The 21,410-nt window shown below is 64.0% G+C and carries 17 protein-coding genes; 11 read left to right on the top strand and 6 right to left on the bottom strand.

Annotation, left to right across the window (positions count from 1 at the left end; translation table 11 throughout):
• Nucleotides 1-34 precede the first annotated feature (34 nt).
• Nucleotides 35-1,141: an NADH:flavin oxidoreductase gene (locus ACB033_RS13230; RefSeq protein WP_139725799.1), complete on the top strand. Its 1,107-nt coding sequence runs from the start codon at nucleotides 35-37 to the stop codon at nucleotides 1,139-1,141.
• Between the two features lie 69 nt (nucleotides 1,142-1,210).
• Here the strand turns inward: ACB033_RS13230 and yrfG are convergent, their stop codons facing one another.
• On the bottom strand, nucleotides 1,211-1,879 hold the full coding sequence (yrfG, locus tag ACB033_RS13225) for a GMP/IMP nucleotidase (protein WP_139725798.1): 669 nt from the start codon (nucleotides 1,877-1,879) through the stop codon (nucleotides 1,211-1,213).
• Between the two features lie 138 nt (nucleotides 1,880-2,017).
• Between yrfG and nudE the strand changes: the two genes are divergently transcribed.
• From nudE to ACB033_RS13210, 3 genes are all read left to right on the top strand, one after another.
• Complete coding sequence (gene nudE / locus ACB033_RS13220; RefSeq protein ID WP_162519913.1) at nucleotides 2,018-2,626, top strand: ADP compounds hydrolase NudE; 609 nt, start codon at nucleotides 2,018-2,020, stop codon at nucleotides 2,624-2,626.
• A gap of 35 nt (nucleotides 2,627-2,661) precedes the next feature.
• Entirely contained in the window at nucleotides 2,662-3,474 is an 813-nt protein-coding gene (cysQ, locus tag ACB033_RS13215) for a 3'(2'),5'-bisphosphate nucleotidase CysQ (protein ID WP_005308514.1), read from the top strand.
• Nucleotides 3,475-3,886: 412 nt separating this feature from the next.
• Nucleotides 3,887-5,158: an aromatic amino acid transport family protein gene (locus tag ACB033_RS13210; protein WP_124249416.1), complete on the top strand. Its 1,272-nt coding sequence runs from the start codon at nucleotides 3,887-3,889 to the stop codon at nucleotides 5,156-5,158.
• Nucleotides 5,159-5,230: 72 nt separating this feature from the next.
• Here the strand turns inward: ACB033_RS13210 and ACB033_RS13205 are convergent, their stop codons facing one another.
• The 3 genes from ACB033_RS13205 to metJ form a co-directional block, all read right to left on the bottom strand.
• On the bottom strand, nucleotides 5,231-5,569 hold the full coding sequence (locus tag ACB033_RS13205; RefSeq protein WP_139725797.1) for a tRNA-binding protein: 339 nt from the start codon (nucleotides 5,567-5,569) through the stop codon (nucleotides 5,231-5,233).
• An 84-nt stretch (nucleotides 5,570-5,653) separates the two neighbouring features.
• Nucleotides 5,654-6,406: an AraC family transcriptional regulator gene (locus tag ACB033_RS13200; protein ID WP_139725796.1), complete on the bottom strand. Its 753-nt coding sequence runs from the start codon at nucleotides 6,404-6,406 to the stop codon at nucleotides 5,654-5,656.
• A 34-nt stretch (nucleotides 6,407-6,440) separates the two neighbouring features.
• Nucleotides 6,441-6,764, bottom strand: coding sequence for a met regulon transcriptional regulator MetJ (gene metJ, locus ACB033_RS13195; protein ID WP_005308521.1), 324 nt, complete (start codon nucleotides 6,762-6,764; stop codon nucleotides 6,441-6,443).
• A 208-nt stretch (nucleotides 6,765-6,972) separates the two neighbouring features.
• Here metJ and metB point away from each other — a divergent pair, with 208 nt between their 5' ends.
• Entirely contained in the window at nucleotides 6,973-8,145 is a 1,173-nt protein-coding gene (gene metB / locus ACB033_RS13190; RefSeq protein ID WP_139725795.1) for a cystathionine gamma-synthase, read from the top strand.
• A complete protein-coding gene (locus tag ACB033_RS13185; protein WP_139725794.1) occupies nucleotides 8,145-10,613 on the top strand; it encodes a bifunctional aspartate kinase/homoserine dehydrogenase II in 2,469 nt (822 codons plus the stop codon). The genes metB and ACB033_RS13185 overlap by 1 nt, the downstream gene beginning before the upstream one ends.
• A 653-nt stretch (nucleotides 10,614-11,266) precedes the next feature.
• Here the strand turns inward: ACB033_RS13185 and ppc are convergent.
• Both ppc and argE read right to left on the bottom strand, forming a co-directional pair.
• Nucleotides 11,267-13,900 carry a phosphoenolpyruvate carboxylase gene (ppc, locus tag ACB033_RS13180; protein WP_017780408.1) on the bottom strand — a complete coding sequence of 878 codons (2,634 nt, stop codon included), beginning with the start codon at nucleotides 13,898-13,900 and terminating at the stop codon, nucleotides 11,267-11,269.
• Nucleotides 13,901-14,115: 215 nt separating this feature from the next.
• Nucleotides 14,116-15,261, bottom strand: coding sequence for an acetylornithine deacetylase (argE, locus tag ACB033_RS13175; RefSeq protein ID WP_017784641.1), 1,146 nt, complete (start codon nucleotides 15,259-15,261; stop codon nucleotides 14,116-14,118).
• 268 nt (nucleotides 15,262-15,529) lie between these two features.
• Here argE and argC point away from each other — a divergent pair, with 268 nt between their 5' ends.
• The 5 genes from argC to argH all read left to right on the top strand — a co-directional run bounded on the left by argC (nucleotide 15,530) and on the right by argH (nucleotide 21,410).
• Nucleotides 15,530-16,537: an N-acetyl-gamma-glutamyl-phosphate reductase gene (argC, locus tag ACB033_RS13170; protein ID WP_139725793.1), complete on the top strand. Its 1,008-nt coding sequence runs from the start codon at nucleotides 15,530-15,532 to the stop codon at nucleotides 16,535-16,537.
• Between the two features lie 23 nt (nucleotides 16,538-16,560).
• Nucleotides 16,561-17,340, top strand: coding sequence for an acetylglutamate kinase (gene argB, locus ACB033_RS13165; protein WP_139725792.1), 780 nt, complete (start codon nucleotides 16,561-16,563; stop codon nucleotides 17,338-17,340).
• A gap of 25 nt (nucleotides 17,341-17,365) precedes the next feature.
• The gene (locus ACB033_RS13160; RefSeq protein WP_010635204.1) at nucleotides 17,366-18,289 is read left to right on the top strand and encodes an ornithine carbamoyltransferase; all 924 of its coding nucleotides are present in this window, start codon (nucleotides 17,366-17,368) and stop codon (nucleotides 18,287-18,289) included.
• 54 nt (nucleotides 18,290-18,343) lie between these two features.
• Complete coding sequence (locus ACB033_RS13155; protein ID WP_139725790.1) at nucleotides 18,344-19,579, top strand: argininosuccinate synthase; 1,236 nt, start codon at nucleotides 18,344-18,346, stop codon at nucleotides 19,577-19,579.
• A gap of 445 nt (nucleotides 19,580-20,024) precedes the next feature.
• Nucleotides 20,025-21,410, top strand: coding sequence for an argininosuccinate lyase (argH, locus tag ACB033_RS13150; RefSeq protein WP_139725789.1), 1,386 nt, complete (start codon nucleotides 20,025-20,027; stop codon nucleotides 21,408-21,410).

Raw genomic sequence — 21,410 nt, 5'->3', positions numbered from 1 at the left:
TGGCGACATTCCATTGCGATCCCAGGAGAGGGCGATGAACAAGGCACTTGGCGACAGCTTCCACTTCGAACGGGCCGGATTGCGGCTCAAGAACCGGGCCGTGCTGGCCCCTTTGACCCACAACATGAGCGGCGCCGACGGCGATCCCGGTCAGGCCGAGCTCGACTGGCTGGCGCGCTGCGCCCGGGGCGGTTTCGGCCTGCTCATCGCCGCCGCTACCCAGGTACAGCCCGGCGGACGCTGCTGGGCGGGGCAGCCGGCCCTGATGACCGACGCCCAGCAGCAGGCCTTCACGGCCCTGGCCGACAGTGCGCGGCAGGCCGGGGCGCTGGCGGTGGTGCAGCTGCATCACGGCGGGATGCGGGCCCTGCCCGAACTGAACGACGGGGCGCCGGTCGGCCCGTGCGAGCTGGCACCGGGTGGGCGCTACCCCCTCGGGGTCAAGGGGCTGACGGAGGAGGGGATTCTTACGCTCATTGAAGCCTTCGTGCGCGCCGCCGAGCGGGCCCATGGCGCCGGCCTGCACGGGGTCGAGCTGCACGCCGCCCACAACTTCCTGCTCTGCAACTTCCTCAACCCCCTGCACAACCGGCGTACCGACCGCTGGGGTGGCAGCATCGCCAACCGGGCGCGGATCCTGGTGGAGATAGTGCGCGGCATCCGCGCCCGCCTGCCCCGGGACTTTCTGGTCGGGGTGCGCCTCTCCCCCGAGAGCTATGCCCATATCCAGGGCATCGAACTGCCCCATCAGCTGGCGGTGGCGCGCCTGCTGGCGGACGAGGGGATCGACTACCTGCACTTCTCCATGGGGGACAGCTTCAAGGCGGTGGCGGGGGATCCCGATGGCGGCGCCCTGCTGGAGGCGGTGCGGGTCGGGTTGGCCGGGCGGGTGCCGCTCATGGTGGCGGGCAAGATCCACGACGCCGTCTCGGCCGAGCTGGCCCTGGCCGGCGGCGCCGATCTGGTGGCGGTGGGCACGGCGGCGATCGGCAATCCGGACTGGATGGCGCGGGTTAGCCGCGGCCTGCCCCTGCACCGCGCCCCCTTCACGGCGGCGCACCTTGCAGAGCTTGGCTTCACACCGAGTGCCCTCGACTACCTGGCCGGCATGGGGGTACTGGCCCCGCGCGATGCAGCTTGAGGGCTTTAATCAGCGGACTGGCTGCTGAGCCGATATGACAAGGCCCTCGCGATGAGGGCCTTGAGCGTATCAGGTGCCGAGCGGCAACAGCTCGGCGTAGTCGCGGATCGCCGGGAAGGCGGTGATGCTTTGCTCGGGCTGCCGGCTGTCCGGATTCTGGATGGCGAGCTGGTAGCCGATGCCGTAATCGGCGGCGGCGCGCAGGATCCGCTCGCTGTCATCCACGAACAGGGTGCGGGCCGGGTCGAACGCCAGCCGCTCGGCCAGCGCCTGCCAGCAGTGCTGGCTCTCCTTCGACCAGCCCAGCTCGTGGGTGCTCACCATCAGATCGAGGTGCTCGGCGAGGCCGAGGTGCGCATCCTTGACCGACAGGCTGGCGGGGTGGGCATTGGTGAAGAGCACCAGCTGCTTGCCGGCGGCCTTGAGCGCGGCCAGGAAGGGGATGACGTTGGGGCGCCACTGGATCTTCTCCAGGATCTCCTGCTTGAAGGCGCGGATGTCGAGCCCCAGGGTCTCGCTCCAGTAATCCACACAGTACCAGTCGAGGGTGCCGCTGACGGCCTGGTAGTGCGCCTCGATCTGCACTCTGGCCTCGGCCAGCGGCAGGCCGAGTCGCTCGGCATAGCGCTCGGGTACCAGCTGCTGCCAGAGGTGGTTGTCAAAATGGAGGTCGATCAGGGTGCCATCCATATCGAGCAGGACAGTGTCTATCTGGTGCCAGGGCAGTGGGGTCGGCATGGGGCCTCGGTGGTCGGGTCGAAACGGGCGGGCATTATAACGGATTTTTCCCGCCGCTTTCCCACCCTTGCCCCGTGGTGTTCGAGAGGGGAGTCGTTTACTCTTGAAACACGATTTTTTAACGAGCAGCCAGCCCCGATGAGTGATCACCACCAACGCAAACCCGTCCACCTCAGCGTCGAGACCATGGCGCACGACAAGAGCAAGCCGGAGATCCTCAAGGCCGAGATCGTGGCCGAGAGCCGGCTGTTCAAGGTGGAGTCGCTCCACCTCAAGTTCTCCAACGGCGAGGAGCGGGTCTACGAGCGGATGCGTGGCGGCAACCGGGGCGCCGTCATGGTGGTGCCGCTGTTTGATGCCCACACCCTGCTGCTGGTGCGCGAGTACGCGGCGGGTACCCACTCCTACGAGCTGGGCTTTCCCAAGGGGCTGATCGACCCGGGTGAAGATGCCTTCGAGGCGGGCAACCGGGAGCTGATGGAGGAGGCGGGCTTCGGGGCCAACAGCCTGACCCTGCTCAAGCAGGTGTCGCTGGCGCCGGGCTACTTCTCCAGCCGGATGGACATCTTGCTGGCGCGGGATCTCTTCCCCGAGCAGCGGGTGGGGGACGAGCCCGAGCCCCTCGAGGTGATCCCCTGGCCGCTGACCCGGATCGACGAATTGCTGGCGCGCCCCGACTTCACCGAGTCGCGCAGCATCAGTGCGCTGCTGCTGGCCCAACGCTGGCTGGCGGAGCAGGCAGAGTAGCCCGCAGGGGCAGTTTGAATACAGAGGATGACAAGATGCAGGAGTTGTTGGCCTGGGTGCCGGGGGTCAAGGAGATCGCGCGCGAAGCGGGCCGGATCCTTCACGAAATCTATCACGGCGGTCAGTTCGAGCGTCAGCTGAAGGAGGATGCGACCCCGGTCACCAGTGCCGATCTTGCTGCCGATGCCTACCTCAAACAGGCGCTGTCGGCGCTCACTCCCCACGTGCCCGTGCTGACCGAAGAGGCGGCCGACATCCCCTTCAGCCAGCGTGCCAACTGGCGCCAGTACTGGCTGGTGGATCCGCTCGACGGCACTGGCGAGTTCATCGCCGGCAGCGGTGACTTCGCCACCCTGATCGCCCTGGTACAGGACAATGTGCCGGTACTCGGTGTCATCTATGCCCCCGAGTCGGACGTGCTCTACTGGGCGGTGCGCGGCCATGGCGCCTTCAAGGAGGCGAACGGCGAGGTGCACCCCATCAGCGCCATGCACCACGAACACGATCAGCCCGATTCGCTGGTGGTGGCCATCAGCCGCCGCCAGAAGCTGGAGAACCTGACCCGCCGCCTCAACCCGGCCATCAACTACGAGCTGATCCCGCTTGGCTCCAGCTCGCTCAAGTCTTGTCTGGTGGCGGAAGGGGCGGCCGACTGCTACGTGCGGCTCGGCCCCACCGGCGAGTGGGACACCGCCGCCGCCCAGTGCATCGTCGAGGCGGCCGGTGGCCGCATCCTCAGCCTGGCGCTGCAGCCGCTGCGCTACAACGAGACGGAGTCGCTGGAGAACCCGGACTTCATCGTGATGGGGGATCCGGATCTCGCCTGGGGCAGCATTCTGGCTCACTGAGCGGGTGAATATATCATCGTTGACGGCAATCAGGCGGCCCCATGGCCGCCTGATTGCTTGGTGTGATCCGCTGGTTTTATCGGGGATGAACAGGAATATCCGCTGGCAAAGCGCGGGAATGACAGTGAATCATCACAAGGGAGGGCTGAGGAATGGCACGATTTTTCAGGTAATTCTGCAAACGATCATTTGGCCAAAATAAAAAATTGACCATGAATGAAAATTTGGTTTTAAATTTCGTTAATTTGACTAAATTTAGTTTTACTCATTTATGTGATCCCGATTCCATTCCCAATCTCACTGGCTGAAGCCCGTAATGGTAGTGATATGTTTCAGGGGGGATTTTTGAGAATTAAATCCCGATAAACCACAATGAACTCAGATTAAAACACTGACAAAAAGTGAATTAGTAATGAGTTTATCTGTAGACGTCACAGGGGAGCTGTCCGGTTCCCGCTCCACCACCGTCAGCGCCACCCCCTGGCGCCGCCACGACACCCACTGGGTCATCAGCCTGTTTGGTACCGCCGTCGGTGCCGGCATCCTGTTCCTGCCAATCAACCTGGGTCTGGGCGGGATTTGGCCCCTCATCATAGTCGCCGTGCTGGCCGGCCCCATGACCTTCCTGGCCCACCGCGGGCTGGCGCGCTTCGTGCTTTCCTCTTCGCGCCCCCACGCCGACTTCACCGAGGTGGCCCAGGAGCACTTCGGCAAGATGGCCGGACGCCTCATCTCGGCGCTCTACTTCCTCTCCATCTTCCCGATCCTGCTCATCTACGGGGTCGGGCTGACCAACACGGTGGAGAGCTTCATGATCAATCAGCTCGGCATGGCGACCCCGAACCGGGTGATGCTCTCCGGCATGCTGGTGTTCGCCATGATCGCCGTGATGCTGGCCGGTGAGAAGGCGATGCTGCGCGCCTTTGCCGTCATGGTCTATCCGCTGGCGGCCATCCTGGCGGCGCTCTCCTGCTACCTGATCCCCCAGTGGCAGTGGCCACAGCTGGGCAGCCTGGAGGGCGGCAGCTTCCTCAACACCGTCTGGCTGGCGCTGCCGGTCACCGTGTTCGCCTTCAGCCACGCCGCCGCTATCTCCGGTTTTGCCAACGTGCAGCGCCGGGAGTACGGCGAGCAGGCGGAAGCCAAGAGCAGTCTGATCCTGCGCAACACCACCGTCATGCTGGTGGGCTTCGTGCTGTTCTTCGTCTTCTCCTGCGTGCTGAGCCTCTCGCCGGCCCAGCTGGCCGAGGCCAAGGCCCAGAACGTCTCGGTACTCTCCTATCTTGCCAACATCACCGACAACCCGGTGATCGTGACCCTGGGGCCGCTCATCGCCTTCATCGCCATCAGCTCCTCCTTCCTCGGTCACTTCCTCGGTGCCCGCGAGAGCCTGAAAAGCCTGATCGCCAAGCCCACCGGCCTGTCGCTGGCGAAGGCGGACAAGCTCGGCATCGCCCTGATGTTCTTCTCCATCTGGGGCGCCGCCATCATCAACCCGGGGATCCTGGGGCTGATGGAGACCCTCTCCGGCCCGGTGATCGCCATGATCCTGTTCATCATGCCGGTGGTGGCCATCTACAAGGTGGAGGCGCTGGCCCGCTTCCGCCAGCGCTGGGCCAACGGCTTCATCCTGCTGACCGGCGCGCTGGCGGTGTCGGCATTGATCTTCAGCCTGCTGAAGTAACGGCGAGCAACCAGCCGCAAAAGAGAGAGGCGACCCCAGGGTCGCCTCTTTTGTATCGGTCCGGTGGTGGCTTCAGCCGAGCTTGGCGCCGTTTTGCACCGTCTGCTCGGGGATGGCGATCACCACGGCGCCGTCCGGCCGGTAGAAACCGGTCAGCAGAAACTCCGACTGGATCGGCCCTATCTGCTTGGGGGGAAAGTTCACCACGGCGACGATCTGGCGGCCCACCAGCGTCTGCGGTTGATAGAGGTCGGTGATCTGGGCGCTGCTCTTGCGCACCCCGAGCTCGGGGCCGAAATCCGCCCACACCTTGTAGGCCGGGCGGCGCGCCTCGGGGAAGGGCTCGACCCGCACCAGGGTGCCCACCCTGAGCTCCACCATCTCGAAATCCTGCCAGCTTATGGTCTGCATCTTGGCTCCTCGTTGCCCATACCTTGCATGAGCCTCAGCATGCCTCGAAACCACCTGCGCCGTCTTCGGCAAACAGCCGCCCGGTTACGGCAAGCGGCCGTTTTGTTGGCGCCAGAGGGAAGGGGGCAGCCCGGTTTCGGCCAGGAAGCGCTCGCCGAAGGCCCCCTGATTCTGGTAACCGCAGCGGCTGGCCACGTCGCCGACGGGCAGGGCGGTGTGGGCGAGCAGGGTACGCGCCAGCGCCATGCGCCGCGCCCGGATGTAGTGGGAGACGCTCATCCCCACCTGCTGCTGGAAGGCGTGCTTGAACTGGCTCTGGCCGAGGCAGGCGATGGCGGCCAGCCGCTCGTTGCTGAGGGGCTCGGCGAGATGCGCCTCGATATGGCGCTGCACCTTGCCGATGCGCGGGGCGAGGCGGGCACGGCCGCGCGAGCCTGCCTGCTGCGCCTCTGCCAGCAGACCCAGCCACACCTGCTCCATGCCGGCCACGTGGCGCCCTTCGGCCACCATGCGGTGCAGGAAGGCGAGGTAGTGGCGCTGAGCCTCGTCCAGCTCGATGAAGGGGCGCTCGCCCAGCTCGCCGGGCAGCCAGTGACTCTCCTGCACCAGAAACGAGAGCGCCGGATCGGCGGCGTAGTCGTGCCGCTCACCGGGGGCGATGATGCAGGCAAAGCCGGGCGCAAGCCGCCGCCCCTGGCCCTGCACCTCGATCTCGATGGGACCGTCGAGGGGGATCACCAGCTGGGCATGGTCGTGGCTGTGGCTGCAGACGTCGCTCTGGTAGCGACGCAGGCTGAAAGGGGCGGATAGCGATGACGCGGCCTGGGGCCGCGTCATCGAAGGGGGTTTGCTGTCTGGCATCTGCTGCAGATTACTCGGCGTCGAAATCTTCGATCTCTTTGCCCAGCGCTTCCATGATGGCACGCGCCTCGGCAGGGACGCTGTCCGGATGATCCTTGCGCAGATCTTCGTCGCAGGGCAGCGGCTGACCGGTGAAGGCGTGCAGGAAGGCTTCGCAGAGCAGCTCGCTGTTGGTCGCATGACGCAGGTTGTTCACCTGACGGCGGGTGCGCTCATCGGTCAACACCTTCAGCACCTTGAGCGGGATCGAGACGGTAATCTTCTTGACCTGTTCGCTCTTCTTGCCGTGCTCCGCGTAGGGGCTGACGTAGTCGCCGTTCCACTCTGTACCCATGATCCACCTGTTCTCGTTTAGCCGTGAGCGCGGATTTTAACCCTTAAGGAAATCAATGGCAATCCAACAGCAAAGCCATTTAGACGTCTAGAAGTGTTGACGGCCTTTTTAAGCTGGCGTAGTGTGGGTCACCATGAGCCTGCAATGGCGGGATGGCGCGTGGCAGAAACAGCATGCCAGCGTGTGAAGAGACATCAAGGAGAGTGACATGACCCACAAGGCCACCCAGGCAGTGCGCACCGGGATTGAGACTGATCAGCAACACGGTGCCGTGGTGCCGCCCATCTACCTCTCCAGCAACTACACCTTTGCCGACTTTGGCGAGCCCCGTCAATACGATTATGCCCGCTCCGGCAACCCGACCCGCACCAATCTGGCGGACGCGCTGGCGGCCCTGGAAGGGGGCGCCGGCGCCGTGGTGACCGGCACCGGCATGGGGGCTGTCCATCTGGTCACCACCGCCCTGCTCAAGGCGGGGGATCTGCTGATCGCTCCCCACGACTGCTACGGCGGCACCTGGCGCCTGTTCGAGTACCTGGCGGCCAAGGGCCACTACCGGGTGCAGTTCGTCGATCAGGGGGATGCGGCGGCACTGGCCGAAGCGCTGGCCCAGCAGCCCGCGCTGGTATGGGTGGAGACCCCCTCCAACCCGCTGCTGCGAGTGGTGGACATCGCCGCCATCGCCGAGGCGTCCCACGCGGCGGGCGCCAAGGTAGCGGTGGACAACACCTTCCTCTCGCCACTGCTGCAACAGCCGCTGGCGCTGGGGGCCGATCTGGTGGTGCATTCCACCACCAAGTACATCAACGGCCACTCCGACGTGGTGGGCGGGGTGGCGATCGCCAAGGAACCCGAGCTGGCCGACTCCCTGGTGTGGTGGGCCAACTGTCTGGGGCTCACCTCCGGGGCGTTCGACTCCTACCTCACCCTGCGCGGCTTGCGCACCCTGGCTCCCAGATTGCGCGCCCATCAGGAGAACACCGACCGCATCCTTGCCTTCCTGCAGCAGCAACCGCTGGTCAAACGCATCTATCACCCCAGCCTGCCGAGCCATCCGGGCCACGATATTGCGCGCCGTCAACAGTCCGGTTTCGGCGCCATGCTAAGTTTTGAGCTCGATTGTAGCGAGGCGGGCATTCGCGCCTTCCTGGCGGCCCTCACCCTCTTCTCGGTGGCCGAATCCCTCGGCGGGGTGGAGAGTCTGGTGGCCCATCCGGCCAGCATGACCCACAGGGCCATGACCCCGGCCGCCCAGCAGGCGGCAGGCATCAGCAGCCAGTTGCTGCGTCTGTCGGTCGGTATCGAACACGGTGAGGATCTGGTGGCCGATCTGGCCCAGGCGTTTGCACAAGCACAGCATGCAGAGCAGGTAGCGAAGTAATGGAACAGCAGCAACAAGGAGAGATCGCGGTGGCAACAGAAGCAGGCTTGAAGCGACGTCACGTCCACAAATTCGGTGGCAGCAGCCTGGCGGATCCGGTCTGTTACCGCCGGGTCGCCAGCATTCTCGAACAACAAGCCGAGCAGCAGGGGGGCGGGCGAGAGCTGGTGGTGGTCTCCGCTGCCGGCAAGACCACCAACCGGCTGATCCAGCTGGTGGAGCTGGCCGAAGCCGGCGATGAAGCCGCCGGCGAGGCCATCTCGGCCCTGCAGGCCTATCAGCAGAGCCTGATCGACGGTCTGCTGGAGGGGGAATTGCACCTCGAACTGAGCCAGCAGCTGGCCGACGACATGCAGCTCATCGCCAAGACCCTGGAGGGGCAGTTTGACCGCTTCGAGCGCAACGGCCTGCTCGCCTTTGGCGAGGTGTGGTCGGCGCGCCTGCTGGCGGCCCTGCTCACCAGTCGCGGTGACAAGGCCATCTGGCTCGATGCCCGCAGTTTCCTGCGCGCCGAGGATGGCGCCCTGGTCAAGGTGGATACCGCCCTCTCCAGCGAGCTGCTCAAGGCGCGACTGGCCGAGCACGCCGGGCGCATCGTGGTGACCGGTTTTATCGCCGCCGACATGGAGGGACGCTCCCTGCTGCTCGGCCGTAACGGCTCCGACTACAGCGCCAGCCTGTTGGCCCTGCTGGCGGACGGCGAATCCACCACCATCTGGAGCGACGTGGCCGGGGTCTACAGCGCCGACCCGCGCCGGGTGAAAGAAGCACGCCTGCTGGAGCGCCTGAGCCTCGCCGAGGCGAACGAGCTGGCCCGCCTCGGCTCCTCGGTGCTCCACTCGCGCACCCTGCAGCCGGTGGCCGACAGCCGCCAGCGCCTCACTTTGCGCTGCAGCTACAACCCGGACGAGGGTTGCACCCACATTCTGCGCCGCGCTCCCCGCTCCGGCGGCGCTCGCATCGTCTCCTCGGTGGATCAGATCGCCCTCATCGAGCTCAAGGTGCTGCCGCAGACCCATTATGAGCAGACGGTGGCGGCCATCGAAGCCCATCTGGCCCGCCATCGCCTCAATCCGCTGACTCTGCAGCGCCAGCCGGATCGCCGGATCCTGCGCCTCGCCTACACCCTCGAGGTGGCGCAAGGGGCGTTCGAGCTGCTGCGCGACTTCCAGCTGCAGGGCAGCTTCACCGCTCTCATCCAGCGCGAAGGCTACAGCCTGGTGGCGCTGGTGGGGGCCGGCGTCACCGACAACGCCGAGCAGTGTCACCGCTTCTACCAGCTGCTGGCGGATCAGCCGCTGGAGTTCGTGCAGGTGGCCAAAGATGGCCTGAGCCTGGTGGCCGTGCTGCGCCAGGTGGTGCTGGAGCCGCTGCTGATCGCCCTGCACAGCGCCCTGTTCAGCCGCCCGAACCGGGTCGGCCTGGTGGTGTTCGGCAAGGGCAACATCGGCGGCCACTGGCTGAACCTCTATGCCCGCGAGAAGGCGCGGCTCGAGCATGAACTGAACCTGGCACTCACCCTCTACGGGGTGTTCAGCTCGGAAGGGGGCCTGCTGGATGAAGAGGGGCTGGATCCGCTCAAGGTACAGGACAACTTCAATCCCAAGCCGCTGATCTGGCCCGAGCTGCTGGCCCAGCTGGAGCAGCACGGCTTCGATACCCTGATTGCGCTGGACATGACCGCCAGCGAGACGGTGAGCAGCTATTACCCGGACTTTGCCCAGCTCGGCATTCACATCATCGCCGCCAACAAGTTTGCCGGCGCCGCCGACAGCGAGTTCTACCAGCGCATCAAGCAGACCTGCCGCGACCATCAGGTGCAGTGGCGCTACAACGCCACCGTGGGCGCCGGGCTGCCGATCCAGTCCTGCATCCAGATGCTGCGCCAGAGCGGCGACCGCATCCAGGGGGTCTCCGGCATCTTCTCCGGCACCCTATCCTGGCTGTTCCAGCAATATGACGGCACACGCCCCTTCTCCGAGCTGGTGGACGAGGCGTGGCAGCACGGCCTGACCGAGCCGGATCCCCGCGAGGATCTCTCCGGCCAGGATGTGCGCCGCAAGCTGCTGATTCTGGCGCGGGAGGCGGGCTTCGAGCTCGACTCCGCCGACATAGAGCTGGAGAACCTGGTGCCCGTCTCCCTGCGCAAGGTGAGCACGGATCAGTTCATGGACAGGCTGAAAGAGCTGGATGACCCGATCCAGACCGCCTTCGAGGGGGCGCGCCGAGTCGGCAAGGTGCTGCGCTACGTCGCCCGCTTCGAGCACGACGGCAAGGCGCGGGTCGGGCTGGAGGCGCTGGAGCCGCACCACCCGTTCGCTAACCTGCTGCCGTGCGACAACGTGTTTGCCATCGAGAGCGACAGCTATCGCACCAACCCGCTGGTCATTCAGGGCCCGGGCGCTGGCCGGGAAGTGACGGCCGCCGCCATCCAGTACGACCTCTGGCAGATCTGTGCCAGCCTGTAACAGCGGACAAGCCGTTCAGTCAAAGAGGCGCCAGTGGCGCCTCTTTTTATTGTTTAGCGGCAGGTTTTTAGGTCTACGGGCTGATTTCCCTATCCCGTAAGCGGCCCGTTTTTGAGCGTCTTCAACAGGTTGTTGGCAGGAGTCAGGTAATAACCGGACTTGCACAGGTAGCATGAACGGGCACTACTCCCGCACAGACTGGCCAAGAACGGGCACGGTATTGGTTCCCCCTCTTATTCGCTGAGGCGAGCCCGCTTGTTCAGGCTGCGAGACAGGATGTCGAGCGAGCAGCGCCGGGCCATGGACGGCCCGTCGGTGCGTGCCGTCGGACAAGCGGGTGAGACGAAGGAACCCGACGTAGTCGGGCGAAGAAGCGGGGGAGAAGACCTTTGGTGACTTTGGGTCTTTCCAAAGTCACTCGCCCCAGCCCGAAGGGCGGGCGAAACCCCTTCAAGACCGGCAGGCTTGCATCCACCATCCTCTAAAGCTGTAAAGTGGGCGATTGCCCCTGATAGCTAATCGACCCTGCGATTCCATGGCAACGCCTAACGACCAAGGATTCTCCGGCAGCATGGCTCCAGCGGGCCCTGTCGATATGACAAAGGGCGCCGAGGCGCCCTTTGTCATTGAGGGGAGCTTGATAGCCCCGACTATCAACCCGTGTTGCGCATACCTGCGGCAATACCGGCGATGGTGACCATCAGCGCCTGATCCAGCTCGGGATGCAGGGTCTCCGGGTGGTTGCGCGAGCGGCCCAGCAGCTCGACCTGCAGCACGTTGAGCGGGTCTGTGTAAGGGTTGCGCAGCTTGATGGACTCCTTGATCCAGGGCTGGTCGTCGAGCAAGTCGCCCTGCGGACGCAGCTCCAGCACCACCTGGATGGAGTCGGCAAGCTCCTGACGCAGCTGTTTGCCGAGGCCCCACAGCTCTTTGGGCACCAGCCGGGTGTCGTAGTACTCGGCCAGCCAGACGTCAGCCTTGAGGAACACCATCTCCAGCATCTCGAGGCGGGTGCGGAAGAAGGGCCATTGGCGGCTCATCTCTTCCAGCACGCCCTTCTGGCCGTCGGCGATGGCTTGCTGCAGTCCCTTGTGGGCACCGAGCCAGGCCGGCAGCATCAGCCGGTTCTGGGTCCAGGCGAAGATCCAGGGGATGGCGCGCAGGCTCTCGACCCCGCCGTTGGGTTTGCGCTTGGAGGGGCGCGAACCGAGCGGCAGCTTGCCGAGCTCCATCTCAGGGGTGGCGGCGCGGAAGTAGGGCACGAAGTCCGGATGGCCGCGCACGATACTGCGGTAGTGATCGCAGGAGACAGAGGCCAGCTGCTCCATCACGGCGCGCCAGCACTCCTTGGGCTTGGGCGGCGGCAGCAGGTTCCCCTCCAGCACGGCGCTGGTGTAGAGGTTGAGGCTCTGGATGGCCACCTTGGGCAGGCCGAACTTGAAGCGGATCATCTCGCCCTGTTCGGTCACCCGCAGGCCACCGCGCAGGGATCCCGGCGGTTGCGACAGGATGGCCTGATGGGCAGGAGCGCCACCGCGGCCGACGGTACCGCCACGGCCATGGAACAGGGTCAGGCGCAGGTTGTTGGCCTCGGCCAGTGCCACCAGGGATTCCATGGCGGCGTACTGGGCCCAGCCGGCGGCCATCATGCCCGCGTCCTTGGCGGAGTCGGAGTAGCCGATCATCACGTACTGACGGCCCTGGATGTAACCGCGATACCAGTCCACCGACAGCAGGCGCTCCATCACGGCGGTGCCCGCCATCAGGTCTTCCTGGGTCTCGAACAGCGGGGCGACCGGCATGCGGAACTTGCAGCCGGCCTCTTTGAGCAACAGCTGCACCGCCAGCACGTCGGACGGCGCGCCGGCCATGGAGATGATGTATATGCCGAACGCATCGGGATCGTGCTGGGCGATGACCTTGCAGGTATCCAGGGTCTCGCGGGTCTCGTCGCTCGGCGCCCAGTCGGTCGGGATGAGCGGGCGACGGGAGTTGAGTTCGTTGAGCAGGAAGGCTTGCTTGTCATCTTCGCTCCACTCGGCGTAGTCACCCATGCCGAGGTAGCGGGTCAGCTCGGAGAAGACCTGGCCGTGGCGCTCGCCATCCTGACGGATGTCCAGCTTGACCAGATGGATGCCGAAGCAGGCCAGCTTGCGCAGCACGTCAAGCAGCATGCCGTCGGCGATGTTGCCCATGCCGCAGGCGTGCAGAGAGTGGTAGCAGAGCTCCAGTGGCTCGCGCAGCTGGGCGGTGGTCTTGACCAGATCCCGGCTCTCGCTCGCCTGGCCCTGCACCTTGGCGGTGAGGAACTCCTGGGTCTCGCGCAGCTGTTCGCGCAGCTCGCGCACCAGGGCGCGGTAAGGCTCGGGGTGATCGCCGACCCGCTCGCGCACGGCGTCGGTGCAGTCGGACATGGAGAGCTCGGAGGTGAGCTCTTTGATGTCCTTGTAGAACAGGCTCACCGCCATCCAGCGGCCCAGCTCCAGCACTTCGGCGGTCACCTTGGCGGTGACGAAGGGGTTGCCGTCGCGGTCACCGCCCATCCAGGAGGTGAACTTGACCGGCGCGGCATCCAGCGGCAGCCGCACACCCAGGTGGTGTTGCAGCCGCTCGTCCAGATTGCGCATGAATTCGGGGATGGCCGGCCACAGGCTGTTTTCCACCACGGCGAAGCCCCACTTGGCTTCGTCTACCGGGGTCGGGCGCTGTTCGCGGATCTCGTTGGTGTGCCAGGCTTGGTTGACCAGCTGTTCGATGCGATTGAGGATCTTGTCCCGCTCGCGGGGCAGCAGATCGGAGAGTTCCAGCGCCTCGAGGCAGTCGTTGAGCTGCACATGCTTGTGGATCAGGGTACGACGGGTCACCTCGGTGGGGTGGGCGGTCAGCACCAGATCGATGTCCAGCTCGCGCACGGCCTGGATGATGGCCTCTTGCGACAGGTTGGAGGCTTTCAGCTTGTCGAACATCTGCTCGAGCGGATCCGGCGTGCAGACCTGCTCTTCGCAGCGACGGGAGATGGTGTGGAACTGTTCGGCCACGTTGGCCAGGTTGAGGAACTGGCTGAAGGCGCGGGCCACCGGCAGCAGCTCGTCGTCGCTCAGGTTGCGCAGGGTGTCGAGCAGACGTTCCCGGTCCGTCTCATTGCCTTTGCGGGAGGATTTGGCCAGCTGGCGAATGGTTTCGATCTTGTCGAGGAAGGCCTGTCCCTGATGATCCTTGATGGACTTGCCCAGCAGTTGACCCAGCATGCCTACGTTGGCGCGTAGTGCGGCGTACTTTTCGTTCATTCCACATCCTTATCTTGTTGGTGCCTGACACCCATCCGGGGTGCGAGACGACCTCACTTATTGTTGTGCGATTACAACATATGCTCCGTCATCTTAGGGTGACAATCTACCCAGATTGTCTGCGCAAGGTCAAATAACAGGCCGATTCAGAACATGTATTTCCATCACCTGTCCCGAGGTTCGATGTCATGTAACTTACTTACATTCCCGTCAGTTCAGAGGCAGAAACGGCGGATCAGGTGCTGCAATACGCTGGTGGTCGGTTTGACGAACGACAGATCGAGATATTCGTCCGGCTGGTGGGCCTGGGCGATGTGGCCGGGGCCCAGCACTATGGTTTCACAACCGAGCTGCTGGATGAAGGGGGCCTCGGTGCAATAGTTCACGGATTCGGCGGCCCGACCGCTGGCCCGTTCGGCCTCGCGCACCAGCTCCGAGTCATCGGCGCAGGCGTAGGCGGGGATGGGCTCGTGCAGGTGCTGCAGGTGCAGGCAACCCGGCTGGTGGATCTCGATGGGGGAGAGCGCTTCTTTGAGCATGCCCATCAGCTCGTCGGGGCCCACCTGCGGGGTGGGGCGCATGTCGATGTGCAGTTCGCAGCAGCCGCAGATGCGGTTCGGGCTGTCGCCCCCCTGGATGTAGCCGAGGTTCAGGGTCGGCTGCGGCACGGCGAATCTGTGGTCGGCGTACTTCTCCTTCAGGCTGTGCTGCAGCTTGAGTACCTGACCCATGGCCTGGTGCATGATCTCCAGCGCGTTGACGCCGTTGGCGGGATCCGAGCTGTGGCCGCTCTTGCCGGTGATACGGATGGCTTCCGACATGTGGCCCTTGTGGGCCACCACAGGCACCAGTCCGGTCGGCTCGCCAATCACCGCGTAGTCGGGTTTCAGCTCAGCGGCGGCGGCGATGGCGCGGGCCCCAGCCATGGTGGTCTCTTCATCGGCGGTGGCTAGGATGCGCAGCGGTTTGCTGAGGGTCTTGAGGTCGATCTCCTTGAGCGCCTCGACGATAAAGGCGAAGAAGCCTTTCATATCGATGGTACCGAGGCCATAGAGGCGGTTGCCCTCTTCGGTCACCTTGAAGGGATCCTTGCGCCAGGCGCCCTCGTCGAACGGCACCGTATCTGTGTGGCCCGCCAGCAACAGCCCCCCTTCACCCTGACCTATCGTCGCCACCAGATTGAATTTGCCCGGCAGATCGGGCAGGGCAGTCACCTCGCACTGAAAACCGAGCTGACCGAACCAGTCGGCCAGCAGCCGGATCACCGCCTCATTGCTCTGATCCCAGCGGGGATCCGTGCTGCTGATGGACGGAATCGCAATAATATTCTTGTAGAGTGAAAAAAAATCCAGATTGGCCACCTGCTCCTCCTTGCTTCCCCGGAATGTTTCTGTTAGAAAATACAAATGCAAAGTGAGTGCATGAATATTCTGTAAGTTTGCCTGAATACGTGGCTCATCGACAAGGCTTCTAGTTGTAAGGGAAAGTTAATGTTCTGTCACCTGATCTATAACCGACGACACACACCCGCCTGAATTGCCCCTCCGCACTCGTGCATGGGGCATCGAACCCCCTTGTGCACCGCAGCACCATGCTGTGAATCTCGAACTCTGACTTGGAATACTCAACATGCTTAACACCGTTATCGTCGGTGCCAGTGGCTACGCGGGAGCCGAGCTGGCCGCCCTGGTCCAGAACCATCCACAACTCAAGCTGTTCGGCCTCTATGTTTCCGCCGGCAGCCAGGACGCCCACAAGCGTTTCTCTTCTCTGCATCCCCAGTGGGTCGGCGCGCTGGATCAGCCGCTGCTGCCGCTGGACGAAGATGGCATGACCCGGATCCTGACCCAGGCCGATCTGGTGTTGCTGGCCACCGCCCACGAGGTGAGCGCGGAACTTGCACCCAAGTTCCTGGCCAAGGGGCTGCCGGTGTTCGATCTCTCCGGGGCCTTCCGGGTCAGGGATCAGCAGTTCTACGCCTCCTACTACGGCTTCACCCATGAGAGCGAGCAGTGGCTGGATCAGGCCGCCTACGGCCTGGCCGAGTGGAATGCCGAAGCGATCAAGGCGGCCCAGCTGATTGCCGTGCCAGGTTGCTACCCGACCGCCTCCCTCTGCGCCCTCAAGCCGCTGCAGCAGGCCGGTCTCATCGCCAAGGGGTGGCAGCCCATCATCAACGCCGTCTCCGGGGTCTCCGGTGCCGGTCGCAAGGCGGCCATCAACACCAGCTTCTGCGAAGTGAGCCTCAACCCCTACGGCACCTTCAATCACAGGCACCAGCCGGAGATCAGCCACCACCTGGGCAAGGAGGTGCTGTTCCAGCCTCACCTTGGCAACTATGTGCGCGGCATCCTGGCCACCATCTATGTACAGCTGGCAGACGGCGTGACGCCGACCCAGGTGGATCAGGCCTATCTCAAGGCCTACGAGGGCAAGCCGCTGGTGCGTCTGACCGGCCAGATGCCCTCCATCCGTGGCGTCGCGGGCACCCCTTACTGCGACCTCGCCTGGCAACAGCAGGGCAACATGCTGGTGGTGGTATCCGCCATCGACAACCTGCTCAAGGGCGCCGCCTCCCAGGCCATGCAGTGCATAAATATCAAATTCGGATTTGAACCGGCCACCGGCCTGATTTAAGGACTCAAGGAAGGATCGCAACGATGAACAAGCAGACTCTGGTAATCAAGCTGGGTGGCGCACTGATCGAGAACGACGAGGCGCTGACCGCCCTGTTCGCCACCCTCAAAAGCTTTCTTGACGAGCAGCACAGACCCCTGGTGCTGGTGCACGGTGGTGGCTGCCTGGTGGATGACCTGCTCAAGGGGCTGGGTCTCACCTCCACCAAGAAGAACGGTCTGCGGGTGACCCCGTTCGAGCAGATCCCGTTTATCGCCGGCGCGCTGGCCGGTACCGCCAACAAGCAGATGATGGCCAAGGCCATCGCCACCGGCATCCCGGCAGTGGGGCTCTGTCTGGCGGATGGCGGTCTGTGCCAGGTGACCCAGCTCGACCCGGCACTCGGCGCGGTCGGTGACTGTCAGCCGGGCAACCCGGCGCTGGTGGCGGGGATCCTGGGGCAGGGCTTCCTGCCGGTGGTGAGCTCCATCGGCATCACCGCCGACGGGCAGCTGATGAACGTCAACGCGGATCAGGCGGCCACAGCCATTGCCGAGGCGCTCGGCGCCGACCTGGTGATGCTCTCCGACGTGAGCGGCATCCTGGATGGCAAGGGCAAGCTGGTGCCCCAGCTCGACAAAGGGACCGCGCTGGATCTGATGGAGAAGGGGGTGATCAGCGACGGCATGGCGGTCAAGGTGAAAGCCGCCCTGCATGCCGCTGAGACCCTGGGCAAACCGGTCTGTGTCGCCAGCTGGCGCTACCCGGATCAGCTGCTCAAGCTGCTGGCTGGCGGTGCCGTCGGCACCCAGGTATCTCTCTGATCTCCACCGGAACAAGGAACATCCGATGCAACATCTTCTGAAAGACAGCGACTTGAGCAAGGCCCAGATCGAGGCGCTGATCGCCCTGGGCAAATCGGTCAAGGCCGATCCGAAAAAGTACGGCCAGGCACTGGCGGGCAAGAGCGTGGTGACCCTGTTCGAAAAACCCTCCCTGCGCACCCGGGTCACCTTCGACATCGGCATCGCCAAACTGGGCGGCCACAGCGTCTATCTGGATCAGCAGAACGGCGCACTCGGCAAGCGCGAATCGGTGAAGGATTTCGCCGCCAACCTGTCGCGCTGGTGTGATGCCATCGTCGCCCGGGTGTTCGATCACCAGACCCTGGTCGAGCTGGCGGAGCACGGCACTGTGCCGGTGGTGAACAGCCTGTGCAACCTCTACCACCCCTGTCAGGGGCTGGCGGACTTCATGACCATCAGCGAGCACTACGGGGATCTGTCCAAGGTGAAGCTGGCTTATCTCGGCGATGGCAACAACGTCAGCCACTCATTGCTGCTGCTGGGTGCGACCCTCGGCACCGACGTGACCCTGGTCTGCCCGAAAGGCCACGGGCCGGATACCCAGATCTTCCTGCAAGCCCAGGCGCTGGCGGCCCAGTCGGGGGCGACCATCCACATCAGCGACGACGTGGCGGCCATCGAAGGGTTTGACGTGGCCTACACGGATACCTGGGTCTCCATGGGTGACAACACGCCAATGGAGCAGGTAAAAGATATCTTTATGCCTTATCAGATCAACCAGGCCCTGCTCGATCGGACCGGCATCCAGCACGTGCTGCACTGCCAGCCGGCGCACCGGGAGCTGGAGATCACCTCTCAGGTCATGGACGGGCCTGGCTCCCTCATCATGGACGAGGCTGAAAACCGGATGCATATCCAGAACGCCGTACTGCTGACCTTGCTTGGACATGGTCAGGGGCACAAATAACGGCAACCGACCCCAAATCACACCCTTTTATCGAATCATCATGGAGAGAAGTAAATGAGCGGAATCAACAAGATCGTACTGGCTTACTCGGGCGGACTGGATACCTCGGCCATCATTCCCTGGCTGAAGGAAAACTATGACGCGGAGATTATCGCCTTCGTCGCCGACGTCGGTCAGGAGCGTGACGATCTGGAAGGGATCGAGCAAAAGGCCATCGCCTCCGGCGCCACCAAGTGCATCGTCAAGGATCTGCGGGAAGAGTTCGTCAAAGAGTACGTTTACCCGACCCTGAAGACCGGCGCCGTCTATGAGGGCACCTACCTGCTGGGTACCTCCATGGCCCGTCCGGTGATCGCCAAGGCGATGGTCGAGGCCGCACTGGCGGAAGGGGCCGACGCCATCTCCCACGGTTGCACCGGCAAGGGCAACGATCAGGTGCGTTTCGAAGGTGCGGTCGCCGCGCTGGCGCCCCAGCTGAAAGTGATCGCCCCCTGGCGTCTGTGGGACATGCGTTCCCGGGAAGATCTGCTGGCCTACCTGGAAGCCCGTCAGATCCCCTGCAAGGCGACCCTGAAGAAGATCTACAGCCGCGATGCCAACGCCTGGCACATCTCCACCGAGGGTGGCGAGCTGGAGAGCACCTGGAACGAGCCGTCCGAAGCGGTGTGGCAGTGGACCGTTTCCGCCGAACAGGCTCCGGATCAGCCGGAGTACGTCAAGCTGACCGTGGCCCAGGGTGAAGTGGTGGCCGTTGATGACCAGTCGCTCAGCCCGCACCAGATCCTGATGACCCTGAACGAGCGTGCCGGCAAGCACGGCGTGGGCCGCATCGATATCACCGAGAACCGGATGGTAGGCATGAAGTCCCGTGGCTGCTACGAGACCCCGGGCGGTACCGTGATGGTCGCCGCGCTGCGCGCGGTGGAAGAGCTGGTCTTGGATCGCCCGACCCGCGCCTGGCGCGAGAAGCTGGGTGCCGAGTTCTCCCACCTGGTCTATGACGGTCGCTGGTTCACCCCGCTGTGCAAGGCCATCGTTGCCTCTGCCAACGCCATCGCCGAAGATCTCGACGGTGAAGTGGTGCTGAAGATGTACAAGGGTCAGGTCACCGCGGTACAGAAGAAGTCGCCGAACAGCCTCTACTCCGAAGACTTCGCCACCTTCGGCGCCGACGAAGTGTACGACCAGAGCCATGCCGAAGGCTTTATCCGTCTCTACACCCTGGCGAGCCGGATCCGCGCCATGAAAGAGCAGCATCAGGCCATCGGTGGTGATCACACCCACGGCTAACCCTATAGGTTCCAAGCCGCAGAAACAGGTGAGGGGGCTTGGCCCCCTCACTCATAAGCGGCGACCTGATTCCCTCGCCTGTGAGCGGGGGGAAGGATAACCGATGAGCTGTGACAAGAGCGGCAGCGCCCCGGCCGCTTCTGTGAGATAACAGGGGCGGCTTTCAATGAGGGGTGTGCTTTGCCCCCTTCTCCCGCTTACGTGGAAAACAGGCGGAGAAGGGTTGGGGATGAGGGGGAAAATTGCCCTCACCCTAGCCCTCTCCCAAAGGGAGAGGGAACCGGTTCGCAGTTGCTGGATGTGACATGTTTAACGGCAACAGCACTCCTCACCACCGCACTGTTATACAGGAAAATACAGGGCAAGATTTCTGCGCGCAGGCCAAGAGGCCGCGCGAGTACGGCAGGCGCAAACGCCTACCGGCAACGCATTCAAGGAGAGCAGTATGGCACTTTGGGGTGGACGCTTCAGTCAGGGAGCAGACAGCAGATTCAAGCAGTTCAACGACTCGTTGCGCTTCGATTACCGCCTGGCGGAGCAGGATATCCAGGGCTCCATGGCCTGGGCCCGCGCCCTGGTCAAGGTCGGCGTCTTGACCGGCGATGAACAGGCACAGCTGCAACAGGCGATGGAAGTGCTCTTGGCCTCGGTACAGCAGGATCCCCAGCAGATCCTGAGCTCGGACGCCGAAGACATCCACTCCTGGGTTGAGGGCAAACTGATCGACGCCGTGGGGACCCTCGGCAAGAAGCTGCACACCGGCCGCTCGCGCAACGATCAGGTCGCGACCGACCTCAAACTCTGGTGCAAGGCGCAAGGGGAGCTGCTGCTTGCCTCCATCACCAGCCTGCAGCAGGGGCTGGTGGCCTCCGCTCGTGCCAATCAGGCCGCCGTGCTGCCGGGCTACACCCATTTGCAGCGCGCCCAACCGGTCACCTACGCCCATTGGGCCCTGGCCTATGTGGAGATGCTGGAGCGGGATCACTCCCGTCTGCAGGATGCATTGAAACGCCTCGATACCAGCCCCCTCGGCTGCGGTGCCCTGGCCGGTACCGCCTACGCCATCGACCGGGAGGCGCTGGCGCTGGACATGGGCTTTAGCGGCGCGACCCGCAACAGCCTGGATTCGGTGTCCGATCGGGATCACGTGGTGGAGCTGATGCACGTGGCGTCCCTCTCCATGGCACACCTGTCGCGCTTCGCCGAAGACCTTATCTTCTACAACACCGGCGAGGCGGGCTTCGTCGAGCTGTCCGATGCGGTCACCTCCGGCTCTTCCCTGATGCCCCAGAAGAAGAACCCGGATGCGCTGGAACTCATTCGTGGCAAGACCGGCCGGGTGGTCGGTGCCCAGATGGGCATGCTGATGAGCCTCAAGGCGCTGCCGCTGGCCTACAACAAGGACATGCAGGAAGACAAGGAAGGGCTGTTCGATGCCTTGGACACCTGGCACGACTGCCTCGACATGGCGGCGCTGGTGTTGATTGATCTCAAGGTCAACGGCGAGCGCACCAAGGCGGCGGCTCAGGGTGGCTACGCCAACGCCACCGAGCTGGCGGACTATCTCGTCGCCAAGGGCATACCATTCCGCGAGGCGCACCATATCGTCGGCGAGACCGTGGTCTATGCCATTCAGGTGAAGAAACCCCTGGAGGAGCTCTCCATCCCTGAGTTCCAGCGTTTCAGCCCTGTCGTGGGCGAAGATGTGTATCCGAACCTGGAGCTGGAGGCGACCCTGGCCAAGCGGGTCGCCAAGGGCGGCGTCGCCCGGGAGCAGATCGAATCGGCCCTCACCGCCGCCGAACAGTGGCTGGCCAAGCGAGCAGGTTAA

The sequence above is a fragment of the Aeromonas sp. S15(2024) genome (assembly GCF_041402265.1).
GTDB classification, from domain to species: Bacteria; Pseudomonadota; Gammaproteobacteria; order Enterobacterales; family Aeromonadaceae; genus Aeromonas; species Aeromonas dhakensis.
The sequence above is the reverse complement of the archived record's forward strand: the minus strand, read 5'-3'. Positions and strand labels throughout refer to the sequence as shown.

Coding starts and splice junctions, on each gene's coding strand:
- ACB033_RS13230 (WP_139725799.1), top strand. CDS start 35: ATGAACAAGGCACTTGGCGACAGCTTCCACTTCGAACGGGCCGGATTG.
- yrfG (WP_139725798.1), bottom strand. CDS start 1,879: ATGCCGACCCCACTGCCCTGGCACCAGATAGACACTGTCCTGCTCGAT.
- nudE (WP_162519913.1), top strand. CDS start 2,018: ATGAGTGATCACCACCAACGCAAACCCGTCCACCTCAGCGTCGAGACC.
- cysQ (WP_005308514.1), top strand. CDS start 2,662: ATGCAGGAGTTGTTGGCCTGGGTGCCGGGGGTCAAGGAGATCGCGCGC.
- ACB033_RS13210 (WP_124249416.1), top strand. CDS start 3,887: ATGAGTTTATCTGTAGACGTCACAGGGGAGCTGTCCGGTTCCCGCTCC.
- ACB033_RS13205 (WP_139725797.1), bottom strand. CDS start 5,569: ATGCAGACCATAAGCTGGCAGGATTTCGAGATGGTGGAGCTCAGGGTG.
- ACB033_RS13200 (WP_139725796.1), bottom strand. CDS start 6,406: ATGACGCGGCCCCAGGCCGCGTCATCGCTATCCGCCCCTTTCAGCCTG.
- metJ (WP_005308521.1), bottom strand. CDS start 6,764: ATGGGTACAGAGTGGAACGGCGACTACGTCAGCCCCTACGCGGAGCAC.
- metB (WP_139725795.1), top strand. CDS start 6,973: ATGACCCACAAGGCCACCCAGGCAGTGCGCACCGGGATTGAGACTGAT.
- ACB033_RS13185 (WP_139725794.1), top strand. CDS start 8,145: ATGGAACAGCAGCAACAAGGAGAGATCGCGGTGGCAACAGAAGCAGGC.
- ppc (WP_017780408.1), bottom strand. CDS start 13,900: ATGAACGAAAAGTACGCCGCACTACGCGCCAACGTAGGCATGCTGGGT.
- argC (WP_139725793.1), top strand. CDS start 15,530: ATGCTTAACACCGTTATCGTCGGTGCCAGTGGCTACGCGGGAGCCGAG.
- argB (WP_139725792.1), top strand. CDS start 16,561: ATGAACAAGCAGACTCTGGTAATCAAGCTGGGTGGCGCACTGATCGAG.
- ACB033_RS13160 (WP_010635204.1), top strand. CDS start 17,366: ATGCAACATCTTCTGAAAGACAGCGACTTGAGCAAGGCCCAGATCGAG.
- ACB033_RS13155 (WP_139725790.1), top strand. CDS start 18,344: ATGAGCGGAATCAACAAGATCGTACTGGCTTACTCGGGCGGACTGGAT.
- argH (WP_139725789.1), top strand. CDS start 20,025: ATGGCACTTTGGGGTGGACGCTTCAGTCAGGGAGCAGACAGCAGATTC.